The organism is Lactonifactor longoviformis, assembly GCF_042848515.1.
In the GTDB taxonomy this organism is placed as follows: Bacteria; Bacillota; Clostridia; order Lachnospirales; family Lachnospiraceae; genus Lactonifactor; species Lactonifactor longoviformis.
The window spans coordinates 914,182-936,723 of sequence record NZ_AP031453.1 but is presented as its reverse complement, the minus strand read 5'-3'; the positions used below and the strand labels follow the sequence as shown (position 1 = coordinate 936,723).

General features: G+C 46.7%; 16 protein-coding genes. 1 reads left to right on the top strand and 15 read right to left on the bottom strand.

Annotation, left to right across the window (positions count from 1 at the left end; genetic code table 11):
• Positions 1 to 72: 72 nt before the first annotated feature.
• The 12 genes from ACGHCT_RS04220 to ACGHCT_RS04165 all read right to left on the bottom strand — a co-directional run bounded on the left by ACGHCT_RS04220 (position 73) and on the right by ACGHCT_RS04165 (position 17,959).
• The gene (locus tag ACGHCT_RS04220; RefSeq protein ID WP_390438393.1) at positions 73 to 1,815 is read right to left on the bottom strand and encodes a S8 family peptidase; all 1,743 of its coding nucleotides are present in this window, start codon (positions 1,813 to 1,815) and stop codon (positions 73 to 75) included.
• 142 nt (positions 1,816 to 1,957) lie between these two features.
• Positions 1,958 to 2,725, bottom strand: a complete 768-nt coding sequence (locus tag ACGHCT_RS04215; RefSeq protein ID WP_072852492.1) for a formate/nitrite transporter family protein — start codon at positions 2,723 to 2,725, stop codon at positions 1,958 to 1,960.
• A gap of 71 nt (positions 2,726 to 2,796) precedes the next feature.
• Positions 2,797 to 4,470, bottom strand: a complete 1,674-nt coding sequence (locus ACGHCT_RS04210) for a formate--tetrahydrofolate ligase (protein WP_154265214.1) — start codon at positions 4,468 to 4,470, stop codon at positions 2,797 to 2,799.
• 351 nt (positions 4,471 to 4,821) lie between these two features.
• Positions 4,822 to 6,642, bottom strand: coding sequence for a glucose PTS transporter subunit IIA (locus tag ACGHCT_RS04205; RefSeq protein WP_390438388.1), 1,821 nt, complete (start codon positions 6,640 to 6,642; stop codon positions 4,822 to 4,824).
• 85 nt (positions 6,643 to 6,727) lie between these two features.
• The gene (locus ACGHCT_RS04200; protein ID WP_390438386.1) at positions 6,728 to 7,441 is read right to left on the bottom strand and encodes a response regulator; all 714 of its coding nucleotides are present in this window, start codon (positions 7,439 to 7,441) and stop codon (positions 6,728 to 6,730) included.
• Positions 7,434 to 10,163, bottom strand: a complete 2,730-nt coding sequence (locus tag ACGHCT_RS04195; protein WP_242946725.1) for a sensor histidine kinase KdpD — start codon at positions 10,161 to 10,163, stop codon at positions 7,434 to 7,436. Before ACGHCT_RS04195 ends, ACGHCT_RS04200 begins: the two co-directional genes overlap by 8 nt.
• Before the next feature lie 159 nt (positions 10,164 to 10,322).
• Entirely contained in the window at positions 10,323 to 11,204 is an 882-nt protein-coding gene (locus tag ACGHCT_RS04190) for a hypothetical protein (protein WP_390438385.1), read from the bottom strand.
• Between the two features lie 31 nt (positions 11,205 to 11,235).
• The gene (gene kdpC, locus ACGHCT_RS04185; protein ID WP_390438383.1) at positions 11,236 to 11,838 is read right to left on the bottom strand and encodes a potassium-transporting ATPase subunit KdpC; all 603 of its coding nucleotides are present in this window, start codon (positions 11,836 to 11,838) and stop codon (positions 11,236 to 11,238) included.
• 15 nt (positions 11,839 to 11,853) lie between these two features.
• Entirely contained in the window at positions 11,854 to 13,920 is a 2,067-nt protein-coding gene (kdpB, locus tag ACGHCT_RS04180) for a potassium-transporting ATPase subunit KdpB (RefSeq protein ID WP_390438381.1), read from the bottom strand.
• Between the two features lie 15 nt (positions 13,921 to 13,935).
• Complete coding sequence (kdpA, locus tag ACGHCT_RS04175; protein WP_072849750.1) at positions 13,936 to 15,672, bottom strand: potassium-transporting ATPase subunit KdpA; 1,737 nt, start codon at positions 15,670 to 15,672, stop codon at positions 13,936 to 13,938.
• Between the two features lie 265 nt (positions 15,673 to 15,937).
• Entirely contained in the window at positions 15,938 to 16,582 is a 645-nt protein-coding gene (locus ACGHCT_RS04170; protein WP_390438379.1) for a potassium channel family protein, read from the bottom strand.
• A 30-nt stretch (positions 16,583 to 16,612) separates the two neighbouring features.
• Positions 16,613 to 17,959: a TrkH family potassium uptake protein gene (locus tag ACGHCT_RS04165; RefSeq protein WP_390438377.1), complete on the bottom strand. Its 1,347-nt coding sequence runs from the start codon at positions 17,957 to 17,959 to the stop codon at positions 16,613 to 16,615.
• Between the two features lie 236 nt (positions 17,960 to 18,195).
• Here ACGHCT_RS04165 and ACGHCT_RS04160 point away from each other — a divergent pair, with 236 nt between their 5' ends.
• Positions 18,196 to 18,363 (top strand): hypothetical protein, encoded by a 168-nt coding sequence (locus ACGHCT_RS04160; protein WP_158640980.1) that lies wholly within the window; start codon positions 18,196 to 18,198, stop codon positions 18,361 to 18,363.
• A gap of 17 nt (positions 18,364 to 18,380) precedes the next feature.
• Here the strand turns inward: ACGHCT_RS04160 and ytvI are convergent, their stop codons facing one another.
• The 3 genes from ytvI to ACGHCT_RS04145 form a co-directional block, all read right to left on the bottom strand.
• On the bottom strand, positions 18,381 to 19,520 hold the full coding sequence (ytvI, locus tag ACGHCT_RS04155; RefSeq protein WP_072849742.1) for a sporulation integral membrane protein YtvI: 1,140 nt from the start codon (positions 19,518 to 19,520) through the stop codon (positions 18,381 to 18,383).
• Positions 19,521 to 19,624: 104 nt separating this feature from the next.
• Positions 19,625 to 20,860 (bottom strand): ABC transporter permease, encoded by a 1,236-nt coding sequence (locus ACGHCT_RS04150; protein WP_072849740.1) that lies wholly within the window; start codon positions 20,858 to 20,860, stop codon positions 19,625 to 19,627.
• 28 nt (positions 20,861 to 20,888) lie between these two features.
• Complete coding sequence (locus ACGHCT_RS04145; RefSeq protein ID WP_390438374.1) at positions 20,889 to 22,529, bottom strand: efflux RND transporter periplasmic adaptor subunit; 1,641 nt, start codon at positions 22,527 to 22,529, stop codon at positions 20,889 to 20,891.
• Positions 22,530 to 22,542: the final 13 nt, after the last annotated feature.

The window sequence follows — 22,542 nt, the reverse complement described above, 5'->3', positions numbered from 1 at the left end:
CAGCTTCTTACGGTCAGATTCTTTGGCCGCTGCCTTTATTCTAGCAAAAAGGCGGGTTTCTTACAAGAAGTTCTACACAGGAAAACTGTCCTGCAGGCATAACACACCAAACCCCAGTCTTGGATTTGGCCAGGTCTGCTGTCCCAGCAAATGTTTCGCTCCTCTCCTGAGATATGCTTTTACTTTTTCACCATACAAAAAGGGATCATTTTGATTCACAATTCCCCATTCCATCATTAATGCCGCAGAGCCTGTGACAAAGGGTGTGGCAAACGATGTCCCCGTCCTGGAGTCATAGCCGCCCCCTACCGCAGTGGTTTGTATGTCTACCCCGGGCGCTGCCAGGTCTGGCTTTACTGCGCCCATCCTGGTATACCCTCTGCCGGAAAAGTCGGCATAAGACTGATATCTGGAATCATAGGCCCCTACCGCTATGACCTTTCCTGCAGTGGACGGGATTGTCAGAGTGGTATAGGGTGAAGGCAGGTAGAATCTGGTCCCCTCGTTCAGGACATTTCCTCCCGGCAGCCACATATGATATTCCCCTTCAATAATCCTCGACGGCTGAAGCCTGAACTCCCACACCCCGCTGTCAAGATAAGATTCCCTGGGTATCAGCTCAATATAGATCTCCTGAGAGAGGCTGTATGGACCCGGTTCCCCATAGTACAGCAATATCTCCGTGCTTCCTATGGTAAAGCGCTGGGGTCCCAGAATCTCCTGGAAAGGGCCTACGATCCGGCCGTTTGGATGTACCAGTGCGATCTCCACCTGGTCTACATAAGACTTCCAAATCTGAATGTTCATGCCCGTCTCATAGGTGCTTACGGCCAGCTGCACATTCTGGGTAACCCCTTCCTCCAGAACCCCTGACGTGTGCAGCGCACGGTTTCCCTCATTTCCAGTGCCCACACAGATTACATTTTTCCCCATTCCGGCAGCACTGTCAATATAGGTACTGAGAAGAGAATCTCCGCTGTGGCTGCCGTAGTTATTCCCAAAGCTTAGGTTGAGGGCCACAGGGCGCCCAAGAGCGGCTCCCCGCCTGATAACATAATCAATCCCCTGCATCAGCTCAGTGGTTCTGGGAAACCCGTCTGGTCTGGAAGGTCCTAATTTGACAACCATAAGATCACTCTCCGGGGCCACTCCCCGGTAAGCCCCCTGGGATGCGCGGCCATTTCCCGCGGCAATTCCCATAACCCCGGTGCCGTGGCCGCTGAGATCCCGGCTGGGAACAATCTCATAGCGGGCGGCCGGAGTATCCTGGCGGAGAGCTTCGTTGATCTGTTCCCGCGTGTACTCCGTTCCGATAAGATATCCCTCCGGGGGATTTCCGGGAACACTTTGATCCCAGAGACTCAGTATCCTTGTGGTACCATCCTCTCTGCAAAAATCAGGATGGGCGTAGTCAATTCCCGAATCCACACAGGCCACGATAACGCCTCTTCCCATAAGGGCAGGCCCCAGCGGGGAGTTGGACGTCTGCAAAGGATTGATACAGGAAGCTGCTCTCCCCTGATTAACCGCAAAGAATAAACGCTTCGGCTTTCCGATAAAAGTAATCTCCGGCAGCTCAGCCAGACGCTGAATATATGCCTCAGGCAGTGTAAGAATGGCATATCCCCCCAGAAGAGGGACTACCTGTACATTCTCTCCGGCTATCCTGCTGATGTCTCCTGTATACTTTACAATTACTTCCCATGTGCTTTCTAAGGGGTTATATCCGATTTCCAGATTCGGGGATCTTTCTCTCTCCTCCGGCGTTGCGTCAAGAGCTAAATTAAGACTGTTTTCAAGTTTTTGATTGTTCATAGATTCCTCCTCATCGTCCTATATCATTGTATGAGGAGTGAAAGGTGATTATTTAATGCTTTGCAGTCCAGACTTGCCGCTGCACAAAGAAAGGAAGAATACCGGTGCATCAGACCGCATATTCTTCCTCTACCAAAATCCCTTATTTTTCTTTTGCGATTATGTAGTACGGCAAGGCCACAAATATGGCGCCGCCTATAATATTTCCTATGGTAACAAGCAGTAAGTTCAGGCAATACGCTCCCACACTTACAGAAGCAGTTCCGGGATTCAGAAGGCCTACTCCCATAATACTCATATTGGCAACACTATGCTCACAGCTCGTCACCATGAAAACAAAGATACACCAGAATACCATGATAAGCTTTCCTGACTCAGACTTCATTTTAATACTGCACCATACAGCCAGACACACCAAAATATTACAAAGAATCCCTCTTGTAAGCATCTGCATTGGTGTAAGTGCCATCTTCGTGGCTGCTACACCCGCGAAGTATTCACCCACAGCGCCATTGGGAACTCCCGTCAGCTGAAATACCAGGACAGAAAGCCAGGAACCTACCAGGTTTCCGATATAACAGACAACCCACAGCTTTACTGTCTTTCCCCAGGAAATCATCTTGTTAAAGGAAGCAGAACTCATCACAAAGTTGTTGCCTGTAAACAGCTCTGCACCTGCTGCCACTACCAGACTGAGGGCTGCTGCAAATGCAATAGACTGGATCATCTTTACATACGGTGACTCAGCCGCCGCCAGGCCTGCACCCAGTGTAAATGTGACAAAACTTCCAAAAGCAATAAACATACCCGCTACCATTGAAGAAACGAAGTATCCCAGCGGATTCTTTTCTAACAATCCTAACTTATTCTTACCGGCATTGCAAACTGCCGCAAATTCATCTTTAAACATATTCATCCTCCTCTGGAGATAAGAGACGGAGGAAAGAATTCTTTCCTCCGTCCCAGATCAAATTCTTTAATTTAGAACAGTCCGGAAATCTTACCTGTCTCATCCACATCAATCTTCTCAGCAGCCGGTACTTTCGGAAGTCCCGGCATAGTCATGATGTCTCCGGATAATGCTACGATGAATCCTGCGCCTGCAGAAATCTTCAGGTTACGGATGGTTACCTCAAATCCCTTGGGGGCTCCCAGCAATTTCTCATTGTCTGAAAAGCTGTACTGGGTCTTTGCCACACAGATCGGGCATTTGCCGAATCCAAGCTCCGTCAGCTGTTTTGCCTGTTTCTTGGCATTCGGGGTAAGCACTACACCGTCTCCGTGATATATCTTGGTTACGATGGCATTTAATTTCTCTTCGATGGTCATGTCGTCCGTGTAGGAGAAGGTAAAGTCGTTGGGCTCTTCCACCAGCTTCACTACCTCTTCTGCCAGGGCCATTCCGCCTTCGCCGCCCTTTGCCCATACTTCCGAGAGCGCTACGTTTACTCCTAATTCCTTACATTTTGCCTCTACCAGATCAAGCTCCGCCTTGGTATCTGTGGGGAATGCGTTAATCGCAACCACACACGGCAGTTTATATACGTTTCTGATATTTCCTACGTGCTGGAGCAGGTTCGGAAGTCCTTTCTCCAGTGCGTCCAGGTTCTCATTATTCAGGTCAGCCTTAGCTACACCTCCGTGATGCTTCAGTGCTCTCACCGTTGCCACTACAACCACTGCGTCCGGTTTCAGACCTGCCATACGGCACTTGATGTCCAGGAACTTCTCAGCTCCAAGGTCTGCACCGAAGCCGGCTTCGGTTACTACGTAGTCCCCTAATTTCAGGGCCATCTTGGTTGCCATTACAGAGTTGCAGCCGTGCGCGATGTTGGCAAACGGTCCGCCGTGTACGATGGCTGGTGTATGCTCCAGAGTCTGTACCAGATTCGGCTTTAAGGCATCCTTCAGCAGTGCGCACATTGCGCCTTCTGCCTTTAAGTCTCCCGCGGTTACCGGTTTCTGGTCAAAGGTATATCCCACAACGATTCTTGCCAGACGTGCCTTCAGGTCATTGATCCCTGAGGACAGGCACAATACTGCCATAATCTCGGAGGCAACGGTAATGTCATAGCCGTCTTCACGGGGCATTCCGTTGGTCCTTCCGCCCAGGCCGTCTGTCACGAAACGAAGCTGACGGTCATTCATATCTACACAACGTCTCCAGGTAACTCTTCTCGGGTCAATTCCCAGTTCATTTCCCTGGAAAATATGGTTATCCAGCATAGCGGCCAGAAGGTTGTTGGCTGCACCGATGGCATGCATGTCGCCTGTAAAATGCAGGTTAATGTCTTCCATTGGCACTACCTGGGCATATCCGCCGCCTGCGGCTCCGCCCTTTACGCCGAATACAGGTCCTAAGGATGGCTCACGGAGCGCAACCATAACGTTTTTGCCAATCTTGCGCATACCGTCTGCCAGACCAACGGTAGTTGTTGTCTTGCCTTCACCGGCCGGTGTCGGAGAAATTGCTGTTACCAGAATTAACTTTCCATCTTTTTTGTCTGTGTCGCGAAGCATGTTATAGTCGATCTTAGCTTTGTAGTTTCCGTACTGTTCCAGATACTTCTGATCAATACCAGCTGTCTTGGCAACCTCTAAAATCGGCTGCATCGTCGTTTCCTGTGCAATTTCGATGTCTGATTTGAATCCCATAGTAAAATCCTCCTTTAAGTTGTGTAAATTAAAATTACTCTCATCGTTTCTGCCCTTTCCCCCAAAAAAGCAAGAAAGGGCAACATCTGCTCGCTGCAAATGCTGCCCAGACGGTCGGCTTACTATAAATCCTGATCTCACTGTGGTGCTCCACATTAAACCCGTCAGAAATCAGAACCCTCTTTGATGATATGTTAAAAATATCACATTCTTACAGTTTTGTCAATAGTTTACAGCAAAGTTTGTGAATTTTTTGCCAATATCTCCTATCAGTAATGTTCCGGCGCATTCGTTGAGGTAATAATAAGTGTTATTATACACGTTCTTATCCTTACTTACAACACTTTCCTTTTATTCTATCAGCATAATTTCATCTAACTTTTTAACCCTTCCGGGCTCTCTTGTAAGTGTCATGTCGTAGTTATCTGCATTTACCAGAATTACAGGAGTAGTCAGATCATACCCCTCTCTTTCAATAAATTCTTTCTGAAATTCAATCAATAGATCCCCCCTCCTTACCTTTTCACCCTTCTTCACCCTGCAGCTGAAATATCTGCCCCCAAGATTAATGGTGTTAATTCCCACATGCACCAGGATTTCCGCACCGTTTCTTCCCGAAAGTATCACTGCATGTCCGGTATCAAAAGTCACTTCTATGGTTCCGTCCACAGGTGCTGCGATCTTCCCTTTGGAAGGGCGTATGGCCACGCCGGGTCCCAGAACGCCTCTGCCGAAGGTGGCATCGCTTACCTCCGCCAGGGGTATCAGTTCTCCCTGTACAGGCGAAGTGACATGGAGGTTTTCTTCCCTCCCTCCCAAAATCCAAGTTAGAGCAAAGGAAACTGTCAGAGCAATAAAAAGACTGATAAGGTAATCCCAGGGTTTTTCAAGATACAGAGGGAAGGCAAAGATGCCTGTAATCCCCGTTCCCGAGGCCCCCAGCCCACGCAGAGCCGCATACCAGCCGCCGAAGGCACCGCCCAGCGCCGCTGCCAGAAAAGGAGTACCATAGCGGAGGTTTACGCCGAAAATTGCCGGTTCCGTAATCCCCATAAAGGCGCTTAAGGCCGAAGGAATTGCGATCCCTTTTACCCTCCGGTTCTTCATTCTTATAGCCATGGCGAGGGCGGCCCCTCCCTGGGCTATATTCGCTGCAGAAGCTATCGGATTCAGATAATTAAACCCATAGGTAGCCAGCTGTCCCAATTCCAGTACCGTATACATATGGTGAACTCCGGTAATCACAGTTGCGGAAAAGATTCCTCCCATAAAAAAGCCGCCGATTCCCCAGGGCGCTGTCAGGATATCTTTTACCACCAGAAGCAGGATATCTTCGATTTTAAGAAAAACAGGGCCTACAACAGCAAATGTCAGATAACCCGAGATAAACAGGCTCGCCAGAGGCGTTATAAATAAATCAAGCATTGGAGGTACTGTCTTATGCAGCTTTTTCTCCAGTGCACTCATAATCCAGACCGCTATAATCACAGGAAGTACATGTCCCTGATATCCTGTCATGGGAACCTCGTACAGACCGCAGAATACACTCTGGTATGTCACGCCCCCGTCAGACACTTTGGACCAGGCATTCTGCAAGTCCGGATTCAGCATCATCATACCCACCACAGCGCCCAGATAGGGATTGCCTCCGAATACTCTGGCAGCACTGAAGGCGATTAGAATAGGCAGAAATGCATATACGGAATTGACGATCAGACCTGCAAATGAATAAAAGGAATTGTCCAGTCCGATATTCAGAATCCCATGCTGGGACAGGGTTCCCATAAGGTCCACAATTCCCTTTAAAAATCCGGCAGCCACAAGGGCGGGGATGATGGGAATAAAAATATCTCCCATTTTTTTCACTCCCTTTTTCAGCCAGTATCCAGGAGATTTTCTTCTGCCGGATGCCCTTTGCATCTCATCCCTTTCTGTCAGATACAGATGGTTAAAGATCCGGATAACTGTCCCCGGCCCCAGAATTATCTGCAGATCTGCCCCGTCATGGACAACACCGCTGACCTCTCTCAGATTTTTTAAGCCTCGCAGATCCACTTTTCCCGGATCCTTTACCGTTACTCTGAGACGGGTAGAACAGTGCTCCACCTTTTCCAGGTTATCTCTCCCTCCCAGTTTCCGGCATATCTGCCTTGCCGCCTTTTTATAATCCATCTCTGGTCCACCCTATTTTCCACTATTTGCCAGTACCACCTCTATTTTCTCACATAGTAATTCTTACGTAAAGTAGGTTTCCGTGTTACTTGTCATTCTCTTCTATCCGCAGCATTCGGTAGCCGATTCCGATATGGGTCTGGATGTACTCGGGCTCCGAGGTGTTCTTTTCAATTTTTTTTCTCAGAGTTGCCATAAATACCCTGAGAGACGGTACATCACTCTGCATCACATTCCCCCAGACCTCATTCAGGATAAAATTGTGTGTAAGTACTTTTCCTACATTCCTGGACAGAAGGCAAAGCAGCTTGTATTCGATCGGCGTGAGATGTATTTCCTTACCGTCTACACTTACGCACCCCGAGGCGTAGTCAATGGTAAGTCCGCCATTTTTGAAAACAGCACTGTTCTCAGATGCATTGCTGTTTTGATACTGTACCCTTCTCAGGCTGACTCTCACTCTCGCCAGCAATTCCTCCACACTGAATGGCTTCGTAAGAAAATCATCGGCTCCCTCGTCCAGCGCTGTAACCTTATCCCTGTCCTCGCTTCTGGCACTCACTACTATAATTGGTACCTGGGACCAGGAACGGACCTTGCGGATGATCTCCACCCCGTCCATATCGGGAAGGCCCAGATCCAGAATGATTACGTCGGGTCTCTGAGATACCGCCTCAACCAGGGCCTGAGCTCCGTTTTTCGCCACATGATAGCGGTATTCCTGGGTATCCAGCGTTGTGGAAATCAGGTTTCGGACTGCTTTGTCGTCCTCAACAACTAATATTAATGGTTTATTCATGTATAATTACCTCCTCTGCAGGCAGCGTGAAATAGAAAATGGTCCCGTGAGGGCTATTTTCCTTCACACCAATATTCCCTCCGTGTGCAGTTATAATGGACTTGCACAGTGCAAGCCCCAGACCCAGGCCCCTTCGGCTGTCTCCCCTCTCATTATTTGCCGTATAAAACATATCAAATAATTTCTCCTGTTCCTCCCTGCCGATGCCCGGTCCGTCGTCCTCTATTTCTATATATAAATACTTTCCTTTCTTTTTCCCGATGATACGGATACAGGAACCTTTCTGCGTATACTTGATCGCATTATCTATGATATTAATAAAAACCTGCACAATTAATCTGGAATCCATCTTTCCCATAAGGAACTCATCTTCCAGTTCTACCTGGATCGTATGGTCCGTACTTTTTCTGTTTATATGGTGCAGAGCCTCTGTGATTACCTCCTCCAGCAATTCCGCCTGCATCTGTATATTCATGGTTCCATTGTCGATCCGTGTTACAGACAGCAGGTTTTCTACCAGATTTATCAGCCACATGGAATCGTCAAATATGTCCGTGTAAATCTTGTTTTTCTGGGTCTCTTCCATATGTGACCCGTTCTGCATCAGCACACTGGCATTTCCTGAGATACTGGTCAGAGGTGTCCTTAGATCGTGAGAGATCGCTCTTAACAGGTTAGCTCTCAGCTGCTCCTGCTGGGCTTTCAGCGCAATCTCATTCTTTTTTTCATTCAGCACCTGCTTTTCCAGAGCCAGCGCACACTCGCTGAGCATTGCTATTAAAAGACTTTTTTCAAAAGATTCCAGCATGTCACTGTTTAAAACAACACCCGCAACCGCCAGCGCCTGTTCTTTATTACGCACGGCCAGATAAAGGCATTTTGCCCCCGGAAGTGTGCTGGTGGTCGCCCCGGCATGTTTGTTGTTTTTATAAACCCACTCTGCCACTGCCTGCTCCTCTTCATTGATATACACGGAGGTATCCTCTCCCTCCTGTGTGCCGAATATGCTTGGGATCAGCTTGTTTTTCTTATCCGGTGTATAGAAAACCACAGGCCGATCCAGCAATTTTGTCATCTGGCCCGCAGCTTCCCTGATAATTCCGTCAATGGTGCGCTCTTTCTGAAGCTTCTGGCTGGTCTCAAGCAGAATCTCTGTGCGATATGCCTTGGCCGCTGACTGGAAGGCCTGCTGTTTCACCTTCATCGTAAGGGTTGACGTGATAAATGCCACCAAAAACATGATTACAAAAGTAACCGGATACCCAGCCTCATAGGCATTAAAAGAGAATCTGGGAACGGTAAAAAAGAAGTTAAATGCAAGCACGCTGATAATCGAGCTGATAAGGCTGTAGCTTTTGCTCTTCGTACACAGCGCGGTTACCAGTACTCCCAGGATGTACACCATTATGATATTGGATTCTGTAAAGCCGAGGCTTCTGAGCCAAAGGCCCAAGGCGGTGCATACCACCAGGATCCCAAGAGCCTTTAGCGAATCAAGCAGTGAGAAACCACGGGCCGGCTGTCCTCCTTTTATACTCTGATAGGGCTTTTTCTTTTCCTCTGCTGACTCCGGAATAATATAGATGTCAAGATTCGGGGCAAGCTGCGTCAGCTTATCCGCAAAGCTTTGAGATGAGAACAGCAAATGCCGCCTCTGCTGGCTCCTCCCCAGAACAATCTTAGAAACCCCTGCCAGCTTAGCATACCCCGCAATCTGCTGGGCGATATCGTCCCCGAATACGTTAACTATTTTAGCTCCCATCTGCTCGGCCAGGCGCAGATTGTCTGCCAGCCTCTGCTGATCAAATTTACTCAGTGTCTTCGTCTGAGAGGTTTCCACGTAAACTGCGGTGAACATGCCGTGGAAGGCGCTGGCCATACGGGCTGCCGTACGTATTACCTTTGCATTGGAGGGAGAAGATGACAGACAGATAAGTATGTGTTCATCCGTATAATAATTACTGTTTTTCATCCAGGGCTTATTTTTTTCCGATATTTTGTTCACCCTGTCAGCGGTACGGCGCAGGGCGATCTCCCGGAGCGCCACCAGATTATCCTGCTGAAAAAAGTTCCCCAGGGCCTTCTTCGCCTGCTTGTATTTGTATATTTTCCCTTCGTTCAGCCTTTTGATCAGATCCTCCGGCTCCACGTCTACCAGTTCCACCTGATCTGCATCATCAAAGACATCGTCAGGGATTCGCTCCCTGACCACCACCCCGGTAATGGATGCCACGATATCGTTCAGACTCTCCAGGTGCTGTACATTTACTGTCGTATAAACATCTATTCCGGCCCGGAGAAGCTCCTGGATATCCTGATATCTCTTTCTGTGGCGGCAGTTTTCTGCGTTGGTATGAGCCAGCTCATCCACAAGAATCAGCCTGGGTTTTCGTTTGATAGCACCGTCCAAATCAAATTCTCTCAGTGTAATTCCTTTGTACGGAATCTCCAGAGGGGGGAGCTGGCAAAGTCCCTCAAGCAGTGCCAGCGTATCCGGCCTTGTGTGTGGTTCAATATACCCCACAACCACGTCCAGGCCAGCCTTCTTCGCCGCGTGAGCAGCCTCCAGCATCGCATATGTTTTTCCCACTCCTGCCGCATAGCCAAAAAATATTTTTAGTTTTCCTTTCTCTTTTATTACCTTCTCTTCTTCGATCTGCTTTAGAATGGCATCGGGATTCGGCCGTTGTTCCATCTTTTCACTCCCCCATACAGGATTCATCGTCAAATTCTTACTCCTTATGTTTTCTTAATATCTATTAGGTATTATACCTGATCTCCCAGAATTCAGAGAATAAATTTTTTCTGCAGCGCATTAAGATTGCATTAAGATCAGAAAAACGTATGAAAAGGCTGTCACACTTTTCCATACGTTTTTCTGCTAATTCGTACGAGGAACGGCAGGAAACAGAAGTTTAAGGAACAATTTTTCCGCCGCTGCGGAAGACCGGTAATCCATCCATATTCGACGGCCCTGCCGATCCAGGATCCTAAAGTCATCTTTCTCATAGAGAACAGATATTCCTGCCTGGGACACTGCCATCTGCAGAGCCAGGTTCCATTCAAATATATTAATCTCCCAGTCTCTTCCGATGGCATCGTTCAGATATTCAAATTCTACAGGGCTTACCCCTTCCTCCAGATACACAGTCCAGAGTTCTTTTTTTTGTTCTAAGGTGAGTATATTGAGGAAAAATTCTCCCTGTTCCTCCCTCAGCTGGAGATAAGCAAAATATGTGTCAGGATCTTTTTCTGTCCAGTCTTCCCCCATAGCCTTCCACTTTTTGCGGTTAACAGCCGCATAATCTTGCCGATAGTCCATATGGGAAAACAATTCCCAGAGCGCCTCATATTGTTCTGTGCTTTTTGCCTCTATTTCAATGCACAGACTTCTGATACTTTCAAAATCTGAGCCTGAACTGTTCCGTTTCCGGTATCTGATATTTTTTTCATCTGTAAACTCAGCGGCAAGTTCTCCCAGCTCCAATTTATCTGCCATACCATAGACTTTCACATGGATATCTTTTTCTATGGAGGCCAGCAGTACCCCGTATTCTTCAAAAAAAGTGTCACAATCAAAACAGAAATACGGATATTCCAGCCATATCACCCTGTCCTTGTCATTTTTATAGGTTTCAGGATGATTACAGTATTCCATACTCAAGGAGTCTGCCAGTTCTGTGAGCAGGCTTACAGGCTCCCCAAAGTCCGGGGCAAACTCCAGCTTTCTTTTTGCTTCATATGCAATTCTTCTGTTAATCACTGTATTCCACTCCTTTCATCCGGCACTGCAGCTACAAAATACCGTCCAGCGCCAGATTTACTTTTAATACATTAACTCTGGGTTCTCCAAAGATTCCCAGGAAACGTCCCTCTGTGTATTTGTCCACTATATCTCTGATCTCTTCTTCTGATTTTCCTGTGGCTTCTGCGATTCTGGGAATCTGGTATTCTGCAGCAGCAGGGGAGATTTCAGGATCTAATCCGCTTCCTGATGCTGTCACCAGATCCACCGGCACTTTACCTGCCTGATCCGGATTGCTTTCTTTTAGTTTTTTCACACGCTCCTGAACCAGCGCTTCCATTTCTTCCCCGGCAGGGCTTAGATTGCTGGGGCCGCTGTACATAGCAGGGCTGCCGTTCTCATCTGTAAAGGTTTCCGTATTAATATTCATAACACGTCCCCACATATGGCCATCATCAGTGAACTCCTGAGCAAGAAGCTCACATCCGTACTTCTTTCCGTCCACTTCTATAATACTGCCGTTGGCTTTGTCGTGAAACAAAAGCTGAGAGATTCCTGTCATCGCAAAGGTGTAGATGAAACCGCATATAATAATAAATGCGATCAGGATCCCCAGAGCCTTTAAAAATACTTCTTTTCCATAACTTTTCATTTTCCCACACCTCTCTTATACAAGTCCGATTCCCGTGATAATCATATCAATCAATTTAATAGCAAGGAAGGGAGCGGCAATGCCGCCAAGACCATAGACCAGCAGATTTCTGGACAACAATTTTCCGGCCGGAACTTCCCTGTACTTTACCCCCTTTAAGGCAAGGGGAATTAACGCAACAATAATCAGGGCATTGTAGATGATTGCTGAAAATATGGCGCTGGAGGCACTCTCCAGATGCATAATGTTCAGAGCGGCCAGTCCCGGATATAACCCCATAAAAAGTGCAGGTATAATAGCAAAATACTTTGCCAGGTCATTGGCTATACTGAAGGTGGTAAGGCTTCCTCTTGTCATCAGCAGCTGTTTTCCTATCCGGACTATATCGATAAGCTTTGTGGGGGAGGAATCCAGATCTACCATATTCCCCGCCTCTTTTGCCGCCTGTGTTCCTGAGTTCATGGCTACTGCCACATCTGCCTGTGCCAGAGCCGGCGCATCGTTGGTTCCGTCCCCGGTCATTGCCACAAGGTGTCCCTGGCTCTGGAATTCCCTGATGAATGCCAGCTTGCTTTCCGGAGTTGCCTCTGCGAGAAAGTCATCCACTCCTGCTTCTGCTGCAATGGCAGCCGCTGTCATAGGGTTATCTCCGGTAATCATAATGGTTTTAATCCCCATTTTTCTAAGATCTGCAAATTTTTCTTTTACCCCCTGTTTGATGATATCTTTCAGGTAGATAACCCCCATAATCTTATGGTTTTTAGCTACTACAAGGGGAGTTCCTCCCTGGCGGGAGATTCTTTGCACGACTTCGTCGCATTCTTCACTGTATATACCGCCTTTGTCCGTAACATACTGCTTTACGGCATCCGCTGCCCCTTTTCGTATCTCATTTCCGTCATAATCCACCCCGCTCATACGGGTTGCGGCCGTAAACGGGACAAAGGTCATATTCATATCCTGCATATGCCTTCCCCGGATATTGAATTCTTCCTTTGCCAGGACAACGACGCTCCTCCCCTCGGGAGTTTCGTCTGCAAGGGATGCCAGCTGGGCGGCATCCGCAAGCTTTTCCTGTGTATTGCCGTCTACGGGAATAAATTCGCATGCCTGCCGGTTTCCCAGTGTAATCGTACCTGTCTTATCCAGCATTAATACATCCACATCACCCGCCGCTTCAATTGCACGGCCGCTCATAGCCAGTACATTTGCCTGGTTCAGACGGCTCATTCCCGCGATTCCGATGGCCGATAAAAGAGCGCCGATGGTTGTAGGTGCCAGGCATACCAGAAGTGCGACCAGTGAGGTCACTGATGTAGGATTCGCAATCCCTGCCTGCTTTGCAGAAAATACGGAATAGGTATACAGGGACATGGTTACCAGTACAAAAATAATAGAGAACGCAATCAGTAGAATCTGGAGCGCAATTTCATTAGGTGTTTTTTTTCGGGAAGCCCCCTCTACCATAGCAATCATTTTGTCCAGAAAACTTTCCCCCGGTTCGCTGGTAACACGGATCACCAGCCAGTCAGATATCACAGTGGTTCCTCCTGTCACTGCACTTCTGTCTCCGCCGCTCTCGCGGATAACCGGAGCAGACTCACCCGTAATGGCACTCTCGTCCACGGATGCCGCACCGTCGATCACCTCGCCGTCTGCGGGAATTTGTTCTCCGGCATATACAACTACAATATCACCTTTTTTTAAGTCGGCCGAGAACACCTTTACAATGACATCTCTCTCCTCTGCCGATGGTATTTTGTGTGCTTCAACGTCTTTTCTGGCTGAGCGCAGGGCGTCTGCCTGGGCTTTCCCGCGTCCTTCTGCAATAGCTTCTGCAAAGTTTGCGAATAATACAGTAAACCACAGGATAACAGCAATTCCCAGAGTGAAGCCTGCAGGTGCGTCCTGAATCCCCCCCAGGGAGAGGAAGAACAGGATGGTAGTCATGATTGCAGATATATAAACCAGCATCATAACAGGGTTCTTAGCCTGGGTCTTTGGCGCCAGCTTTACAAAGGAATCCTTTAGCGCACGGATAACCATATCTTTGTCTGCAAGTCCTTGTTGTTTCTTAGACATTATTCTCATCTCCTCCTATCCTATCATCTGAAAGAATTCTGCTATGGGTCCCAATGCCAGTGCCGGCAAAAAGCTCAAAGCGCCGATTAGCAGAACTATAAATATTAATAAGAATACGAACATGCCGTTGCAGGTGGACAAGGTACCGGCACTTGTGGCAACTGTCTTCTTTTTGGCCAGACTGCCCGCGATTGCAATTGTTGCAAGCATTGGAAGAAATCTCACAAAAAGCATTACCAGCCCGATGGTCACATTCAGGAACGGAGTATTGGCATTAAATCCGGCAAATGCAGATCCATTGTTGCCGCCTGCGGAGGAATATGCATAGAGCATTTCCGCAAACCCATGGGCTCCGGGGTTGTTCAGACTGTCTGCCACTCCCGGCCAGACTGCCGCAATACCGCTGCCTACAAGGATTCCTACCGGGGTCGCCAGGCACACAAGCACTGCCATTTTCATTTCAAAAGGTTCAATCTTTTTTCCAAGGTATTCCGGAGTTCTCCCCACCATCAGGCCGGCGATGAATACCGTCATAATGGCAAATGCAAGCATCCCGTACAGCCCGCAGCCCACTCCGCCGAAAATCACTTCCCCCAGCTGCATCTGCAGCATAGTTATCATTCCGCCGATAGGTGTATAACTGTCATGCATGGAATTCACCGAACCATTCGACGCCGCTGTGGTGAAGGCAGCCCAGGTTGCGGATGTGGCAATGCCGAATCTTGTCTCTTTGCCCTCCATGTTGCCCCCCGCCTGATCCACAGTTGTCAGGTTTACCTGGCCGCCCGCGGACAGCTGAGGAGTTGCCTGCTGTTCGTTATATCCGATAATCCCCAGTGCAGCTACCAGCATAATCGCCATAGCCACAAAGATTGCATATCCCTGTCTCTTATCCTTTACCGCCTTTCCAAAAGTGAAGCACAGGGAAACCGGAATCAGCAAAATTGACAGCATTTCAAACAAGTTAGACAGGGGGGTGGGATTCTCCAGCGGAAACGCAGAGTTTACCCCGAAAAAGCCCCCGCCATTGGTTCCCAGCTGCTTTATTGCAATCTGGCTGGCTGCCGGTCCCATTGGAACTGTCTGCTCTGTTACCTCTGTCCCATCCTCTGTCTCAAAGGATTCCACCAAAGATACCGTTTCATATGGTTTCAGATTCTGCACGACCCCCTGGGAAACCAGTACCAATGTTACCACTACACTCAGAGGCAGCAATATGTAAACTACGGTTCTTGTCAGGTCTACCCAAAAGCTTCCAAGAGTGTCTGCTTTCTTTCTCACAAACCCTCTGATTAATACAAATAAAACGGCAATACCTGTAGCCGCCGAGACAAAATTCCATACCGTCAGGCAGGTCGCCTGGGTAAAATAACTCAGTGCAGACTCTCCGCTGTATGCCTGCCAGTTCGTATTTGTGACAAAGCTGGCCGCTGTGTTAAACGCAAGATGCCAGGACAATCCGGGAAGCTTCTCCGGATTTAATGGCAATATCTGCTGAAGCATCTCAATTGCAAAAAAGATTACAAGACCAATGCCGCTGAATAAAACAGTAGACAGCGCGTATTTCTTCCAGGTCATTTCTTCCTTTTCATCCACACGCAAGACCTTATAAATCAGTCTCTCACATGGCCTGCAGATACAGGACAGGAACACCTTATCCCCTTTCATAACCTTAGCGATATAGCCGCCCAGAGGAATTGCCAGGGCAACCAGAATCACAAGGTATAATACATACTGCAAAATAGACTCCATACTACCTGTCACCTCCTAACAAAACCGCCGTCAGATAAACCAACACGCCAAGTCCGATAACGCCTATGATTCCTATTACAATATTCATAATAAAATCACTCCTCCTTTATATTTACTTGAAACACTTTACCATTTTTTTTATAAAAATAGTGTTAGGGAAAAACAGAAGAGTATTAAGATTATGAAAAGAGGAAAAAGGGAAAAAGGGGACGTGTTCTTTCTACAAAGAACACGTCCCAAAATAGGATCGGCCTGTCCCCAACTCTTATCTTATTAACGCACGTACATCTTTATGATGCCCTACTATTATCAGGGTCTCTGCCCTGCTGAAGATATGGTCGGCCGGCGGCAGCGGTCTCAGATCTTCCCCCTGTTTTGTGGCCAGTATACTGATATGATATTTTGTTCTGACTCTCTTTTCCAGTATGCTTTTCCCTACCCATCCCTCTGGCACTGCTATCTCGTAAATGGAGTAGTCGTGTGTAAGTTCTACATAATCAAAGATATTGTTTGTTCCGTATTTCATGGCAAGGCGCTCTGCCATTTCTTTCTCAGGATAAACAATCCGATCTGCTCCGTTTCGCAGCAGGAATTTTGCGTGTACATCCCTGTTCGCCCTTGCCAGGACAAAACTTGCTCCATAGTCTTTCAGCAATGAGGTAGTCTCCAGCGAGCTTTGAAAGTTATCACCGATTGCAACCACACAGATATCAAAGTTCCGGACGCCCAGGGAGGCGATAAATGCCTCACTTGTGGCGTCTCCTATCTGTGCGTTGGTAACTGTCTCCAAAACTTCGTTGACTCTCTCCTCCCGTTTATCAATGGCCAGTACCTCATTCCCCAGTGCCATCATATTCTCGGCCATATATTTGCCAAATCTTCCTAATCCTATAATTAATACTGATTTCATAATACCTCCTGCTATAGCTTAGATCCCACGCTATCCAACTGTAACCTTTTCCAGGGGCAGCTTCGATGGTCTGAAAGCAATTCTGTTTCCAAATGAGATTAATATTGTGATGCCCCCTACCCGCCCGATAAACATTAACAACACAAGAATCAGATGGGAGACGGTTGATAATTCCGGGGTAATTCCCAGGGACAGTCCAACTGTGCCAATGGCTGATGTAACCTCAAATAAAGTCTCCTCGATGGATGACTGGTCAATTGCTGCTATGGCGACAGTCGCCCCCATAATCAGCATAACATACAGCATCATGATGCAGGTGGCATGGCGGAGTATCTCTCCGTCTATTCTCCTTTTGAAGCATTCGATGTCTTTTCTTTTAAATAATTCTGTCCAAATACTCAGCAATAAGACCATCGCTGTAGTCGTCTTAATTCCCCCCGCTGTGGAACCCGGGGAGCCCCCGATAAACATAAGAGCAATCATTGTCAGCTGGCTGGTTTGGTTTAATTTATCTAAAGGAATTGTATTGAAACCCGCCGTCCGGGGAGTTACCGACTGGAAAAATGCAGCCATTACTTTCTCCCCCACACTCTTTCCTTCCATTGACTGCCCGTGAAATTCAAAGAAAAGCAGCAGCAAAGTCCCTGATACAATCAGAAATACGGTCATAGAAATTACCATTTTGGTATGCAGCTTATAATTTTTGAAATGTCTCCCGTGCTGCCTGATATCTGACCACACAAAAAAGCCAAGCCCTCCTACTATAATAAGTGCCGTAATGGTCAGGCAGACCACCGGACTGTTCCCTGCGGTAACCAGCGATGAGCTTTCTTCAAATTGTCCCATAAGATCGATCCCCGCATTGCAGAACGCTGATATGGAATGAAACACAGAAAAATAGATTCCTTTCCCAAATCCCAGCCGCGGCACGAACCAGAAAGCCAAAAATATAGCACCAATTCCTTCGAACAGCATTGCTCCGCATAGGATAAACTTTGTCATCCGGACAATACCGCCCACCTGTGGTGCCACAACTGCTTCCTGCATAATCAGACGCTGGGAGAGCCCTATTTTCTTTTTTGTAAATGTCAGTGCCGTGATGGCAATTGTCATAAAACCAATGCCGCCTATCTGTATCAGCAGCAAAATCACTGCCTGGCCAAAGCCGGACCAATATGTAAAGGTATCGTGCAAAACCAGTCCGGTCACGCAGGTGGCAGAAGTTGCCGTAAAAAGAGAATCTATAAATCCGGCCCCTCCGCTCCCTTTGCTGGAAATGGGAATCATCAGCAAAAAGGTGCCGGTTACTATAACTACTAAATACCCCAGAACTATTAATTTTGTAGTAGTAAATTTCTTACTCAGCAATTGAATCATAAAGATTCCACCTTACTATTAAAAATACGATTTTATCGTGATTCTTAATGCCTTCTTTATATCTTGTGTAGTTAATTCTAATAACTTTTCGATTAAAATAGGATAAAGCTTTTTACTTCCGCATTAAGAACGCATTAAGATGTTTTGCTCTTTACGTATTCTTAATATGTCCGCATCTTCCGTAATGCCCCTTTAATCCTATACCTGCTATGCTATAAATAAAGGAGGGGATTGTCATGCGTGATGTGTTGTTAGTACTTATAACGTTACTAGGTATGGGAATCGGTTTTCTCCCAATGCTTAAAATCGGTGATTTTCTTGAAAAAGGAGGCTTTCGGCCCGAAATATACCGCAGTAATAAAATTTCTTCCAAAAAAAGAAAACACAGCGTCAAAAATGCCTGACGCTGTGTTTTCTTTTCTCACTTCTTCTTTTGTTCCGGCCAGAGCCATTGCACAAAATCCTCCAGGGCCTCTTTACACCCCCGCATCATATTGTCAAATACACCCATCTTATAGAAATTAATGATAATAGCACCAATGGGCACCGCCAAAATCATTCCCAAAACACCCGCCAATTTATAACCGGCATACATGAATACCAGCGTAGCCAGAGGATCTATCCCTATAGAGTCCCCTACCAGCTTGGGTTCCAGAATACGCCGCAGCAGTTGGGTGAACAGATACAAGATTGTCAGCTCCACTGCCATTTTCATATCTCCCGAAAGAATCCTGAACAATGCCCATGGGATCAAAGCCGTACCCGTGCCGAAAAAGGGAAGCATATCTAAGAATGCCACTAAGAACGCAATAAAAATGGCAAACTTTACTCTCATAAACATAAATCCCACCACCAGTACAATCCAGATAATGGCCATAATCTTAAACTGCGCCTTAAAGTAACCGCCGATAACACCTCTGAAATTGTCAGCCAGCACTTTCCATTTCCGCTGTATAAACATGGGCGTATTATCTCTTCCAAATTCCAGGATCTTATCTCTGTCCGCTATGAAAAAGTAAGCCGAGAGAATCGTAAAAATAATGCCGATGAGCACATTTGGCAGGTGCTTGGCAATATCTCCCGCATAGGCAACTGTCCACTGACTGAAGCCCGAAGCAAACTCTCCGATCTTTGCACCTATATTTTCCTGCATGTCCAGAATCGAGTCCTGAACCCCCTGGGGCAGTTCCAGAATAAACCGATCGAGGTTCTTCTCTACCTCTTTATAGTCCTGGCTGAAGCTCTGATAGATATCAGGTGCCTGCTCCACCAGTTTTGCGGTCTCCTCCACAACCTTGCTGCCCGCCAGATAGACGGCCCCCACAATCAACCCCAGAACAACAATGATGATCAGCATGGAGGTATACTTGCGTACAATCTTCATCCTGCTCTCAGCAAACCTTACCAGAGGGTTGGCGATCAATGCGATAATCCATCCAATTACAAACGGCATAAAAAACCTGAGGAATTTTATGCCGATGATAATGCCTAGTACAATGCCCACAACGGTGAACAAAAAGGCCAATATACTTTTAATATATTTCTTCACGGTTACATTCATTTTCAATACCTGCTTTTTTAGTAATTGTATGCTTGTATTATACACCTATGCCAGGTTCTGTAAAATGATTCATCCGTTAATTTTTTATTAATTATTTGTGTATGCTAATTTCTCCGCAATGCCTCAATAGGACTTAGCTTTGCCGCCTTTCTCGCCGGATAGATTCCAAAGAAAATTCCAACCGCACAGGAGAACAGCGTAGCCAGCAGGATCGTAGTAACTCTGATCCCCGGGGTAATTGCAGAATTCATGGAACCGCTCATAACAGAGCAGATTCCAAAGGCCCCCAGGATACCCAGAATAATTCCTATAACGCCTCCCAACGCTGTAATAATTACTGATTCCGCTAAAAACTGCATCATAATTGACGAGGTTTTAGCGCCTAAGGACTTACGGATACCAATTTCACGTGTTCTCTCAGTCACGGATACCAGCATAATATTCATAACACCGATTCCTCCAACTAAGAGAGAAATTGCTGCAACAAATGATATAAATGCTGTTATCATACCCATCATAGAATTCATCTGAGCGGCTACATCGTTAAAGTCCTGCACCAGGAAAAATCCTTCCCCTGAGCTCTGATGCCTGGACTCCAGAATTCGAATGACATTATCTGAAATAGTTTTGGAATCCACTACCTTATCTCCGATGACATATAGATTAGAAAACCCGTCATATTCGATGTCATAATCTACCATAGCCGTATAGGGCATATCAATATTAACCGGCGCACCTTCATACGTGTAAGAAACAAAGTTACCATTTGTCAGATTATCCCGGACTCCTATAATGTTTACGCTCTGGGTAATGCCGTTTATGGTGACATCCATATCCATTCCTACAATATCGTCAGTACCAAACAGGCGGATAGCATCCCCTTTGCTTATGACTCCTACTCTTCGTCCTTCCTGTATATCTGCCTCAGAAAGATATCTTCCCCTGATGATCTGTAGCTTAGATGTAAGCTGCATATCCTCTGTTCCCACACTTACCGATATATCAAACTCTCCTTTGGAAGTGTATACCTGTCCGCTCTCCCCCCAGCCCGGAGTTACTCCCTCCACGCCTTTGACTTTGCTGCGGATCGCTTCCATATCTTCTTCCGTAATTGACTGCATATTGCTGACAGCTTTATCGCTGGTATAAATATATATCTGTCCTGCGGCCAGATCATTCAGCTCACTGTTCATCTGATCCGTAGTACCTGCGCCGACTGCCATAATCATGATGACCGACGAAATACCAATAATAATACCCAGCATAGTCAGAAATGAACGCCCTTTGTTGGCTTTGATATTCTCCACTGCCATCTTTATATATTCTAAAAGCTGTGCCATAGATGACTCCTTTCGTTCTGACTACGCGCTATTCTGCCGCAACAGTATCCTGCTGTGCTTCACCATCTGTCTGGCCGCTGGCTTCCTTAGCCTCTACAGGCAGTCCCTCGGTAAGGGTATCCGGTGAATCTGTGATTACCACATCCCCTTTCTTCAGTCCTGACTTCACTTCAATGTAGGAATCAGACGCGATTCCTGTCTCAATAGTTCTCTTTGCAACCTTACCGTCCTCTACTACATAGCAGAAAGAACCAGTCTTACCCGTATTTACTAATTCTACAGGAAGGAGTACTGCATTCTTGGCTTCGTTGCCCACTATGGTAACCTTGGCGTCTACTCCCAGATAAATATCCTGATCCGGATTATCAATATGAACCTGCGCACCTAACACAGGAGTACCCTTCTCGTTAGGAATAGCTACCTTATTAATCTTGGTCAGAGTTCCGTCGTAAGTCTTACCTGCAATGGTAACTTTTGCCTTCTGCCCTACTTTAATTTTATCAATATCGTACTTGGACACGGTTACAGAAACACTTACATCCTCCGTACTCTCCAAAGTAAACATTTCCATTCCCTGGGTTACCGCAGCTCCGTCTACAATTTTGGAATCTGAGATAACGCCTGTAAATTCTGCCTGAATTCCCTTTTTGCCCTCTGCAATTAATTCATCCAGCGTCTTTGCTTCTAATTCTGTGAGGTTGTTATTAACCTGAAGCTGTTTCTTGGCATCTTCTGAAAGAACGCCCGCGTCTCCGCTTTCTGCCACAGACTTGTTAGTAGCCAGATCGGATTGAAGCTCTGCCAGTTCTGACTGGGCATTTTGAAGCTGGAGCTGAAGCTGGCTGGTGTCGGCTGTGCCTGACTGCGATGCTGATCCTCCTCCTAATTTTGCCTGTTCCCCCTGGATATCGATCTGTTCTTTGTTTAATTCATTTATTTCCTTATTTAGTTGATCCTTCTTACTTTCTAATTCGCTCTTCCTTGCTTTTTGTTCTTGCGTCAAACTGGGCTGTTCCTGAAGTCCAGTTAGTTCCTCTATCACTTTATCGCGTTCTGCATTCTTATCTATTAAATCTTTTGAAACCTGAGAAGCTCTATCAGTCCATTCCCGAATCTTTGCTTGCTGCTCTTCAGCTTGACTGATCGCCTTATTTTCTGCTTCTTCCTGCTTTGCGCTGATTGCAGTTGTCAAATTCTCTATTTCCTGCTGTTTGGCATCTACCTGGGCTTGTAGTGTGGATACATTGGCTTTTGCCTCTGCCACATCATTCGCTACCTTATTAGACTTGTTTACACTGTCCTTATACCCATACTGCCCTGCCTTTGCAGTCAATTCTGCCTTCTGGTTATCTCTCTCAAGATTCTCCAGGTCAAAATCAATCAGCTGTGTGCCGGCAGCGACACTATCGCCTACCTGGAAGTTCAAATTCTGTACCTCGGCATTCACCGGTGAGAAAAACACCTTTTTATTCTGGCTTTCCACTGTTCCGCTGGTATCCACCTTTTCCTGTACATCGCCGGTGGTAACTGTCTCAACATTGACGGACGGCAGTGTATTGCCCTTCATCATGTTACTCACTAAAACCAGTATTACAAGAACCACAACTACTGCGGCAATAACTATGTACAATACCAGGTTTTTCTTCTTTCCTTTCACTCCTGCTTTCATCTTACTCCTCCTG

What these genes read in the sequence shown, in the direction of transcription:
- ACGHCT_RS04220 (WP_390438393.1), bottom strand. Translation starts at nt 1,815, where the DNA reads ATGAACAATCAAAAACTTGAAAACAGTCTTAATTTAGCTCTTGACGCA.
- ACGHCT_RS04215 (WP_072852492.1), bottom strand. Translation starts at nt 2,725, where the DNA reads ATGTTTAAAGATGAATTTGCGGCAGTTTGCAATGCCGGTAAGAATAAG.
- ACGHCT_RS04210 (WP_154265214.1), bottom strand. Translation starts at nt 4,470, where the DNA reads ATGGGATTCAAATCAGACATCGAAATTGCACAGGAAACGACGATGCAG.
- ACGHCT_RS04205 (WP_390438388.1), bottom strand. Translation starts at nt 6,642, where the DNA reads ATGGATTATAAAAAGGCGGCAAGGCAGATATGCCGGAAACTGGGAGGG.
- ACGHCT_RS04200 (WP_390438386.1), bottom strand. Translation starts at nt 7,441, where the DNA reads ATGAATAAACCATTAATATTAGTTGTTGAGGACGACAAAGCAGTCCGA.
- ACGHCT_RS04195 (WP_242946725.1), bottom strand. Translation starts at nt 10,163, where the DNA reads ATGAATCCTGTATGGGGGAGTGAAAAGATGGAACAACGGCCGAATCCC.
- kdpC (WP_390438383.1), bottom strand. Translation starts at nt 11,838, where the DNA reads ATGAAAAGTTATGGAAAAGAAGTATTTTTAAAGGCTCTGGGGATCCTG.
- kdpB (WP_390438381.1), bottom strand. Translation starts at nt 13,920, where the DNA reads ATGTCTAAGAAACAACAAGGACTTGCAGACAAAGATATGGTTATCCGT.
- kdpA (WP_072849750.1), bottom strand. Translation starts at nt 15,672, where the DNA reads ATGGAGTCTATTTTGCAGTATGTATTATACCTTGTGATTCTGGTTGCC.
- ACGHCT_RS04170 (WP_390438379.1), bottom strand. Translation starts at nt 16,582, where the DNA reads ATGAAATCAGTATTAATTATAGGATTAGGAAGATTTGGCAAATATATG.
- ACGHCT_RS04165 (WP_390438377.1), bottom strand. Translation starts at nt 17,959, where the DNA reads ATGATTCAATTGCTGAGTAAGAAATTTACTACTACAAAATTAATAGTT.
- ACGHCT_RS04160 (WP_158640980.1), top strand. Translation starts at nt 18,196, where the DNA reads ATGCGTGATGTGTTGTTAGTACTTATAACGTTACTAGGTATGGGAATC.
- ytvI (WP_072849742.1), bottom strand. Translation starts at nt 19,520, where the DNA reads ATGAATGTAACCGTGAAGAAATATATTAAAAGTATATTGGCCTTTTTG.
- ACGHCT_RS04150 (WP_072849740.1), bottom strand. Translation starts at nt 20,860, where the DNA reads ATGGCACAGCTTTTAGAATATATAAAGATGGCAGTGGAGAATATCAAA.
- ACGHCT_RS04145 (WP_390438374.1), bottom strand. Translation starts at nt 22,529, where the DNA reads ATGAAAGCAGGAGTGAAAGGAAAGAAGAAAAACCTGGTATTGTACATA.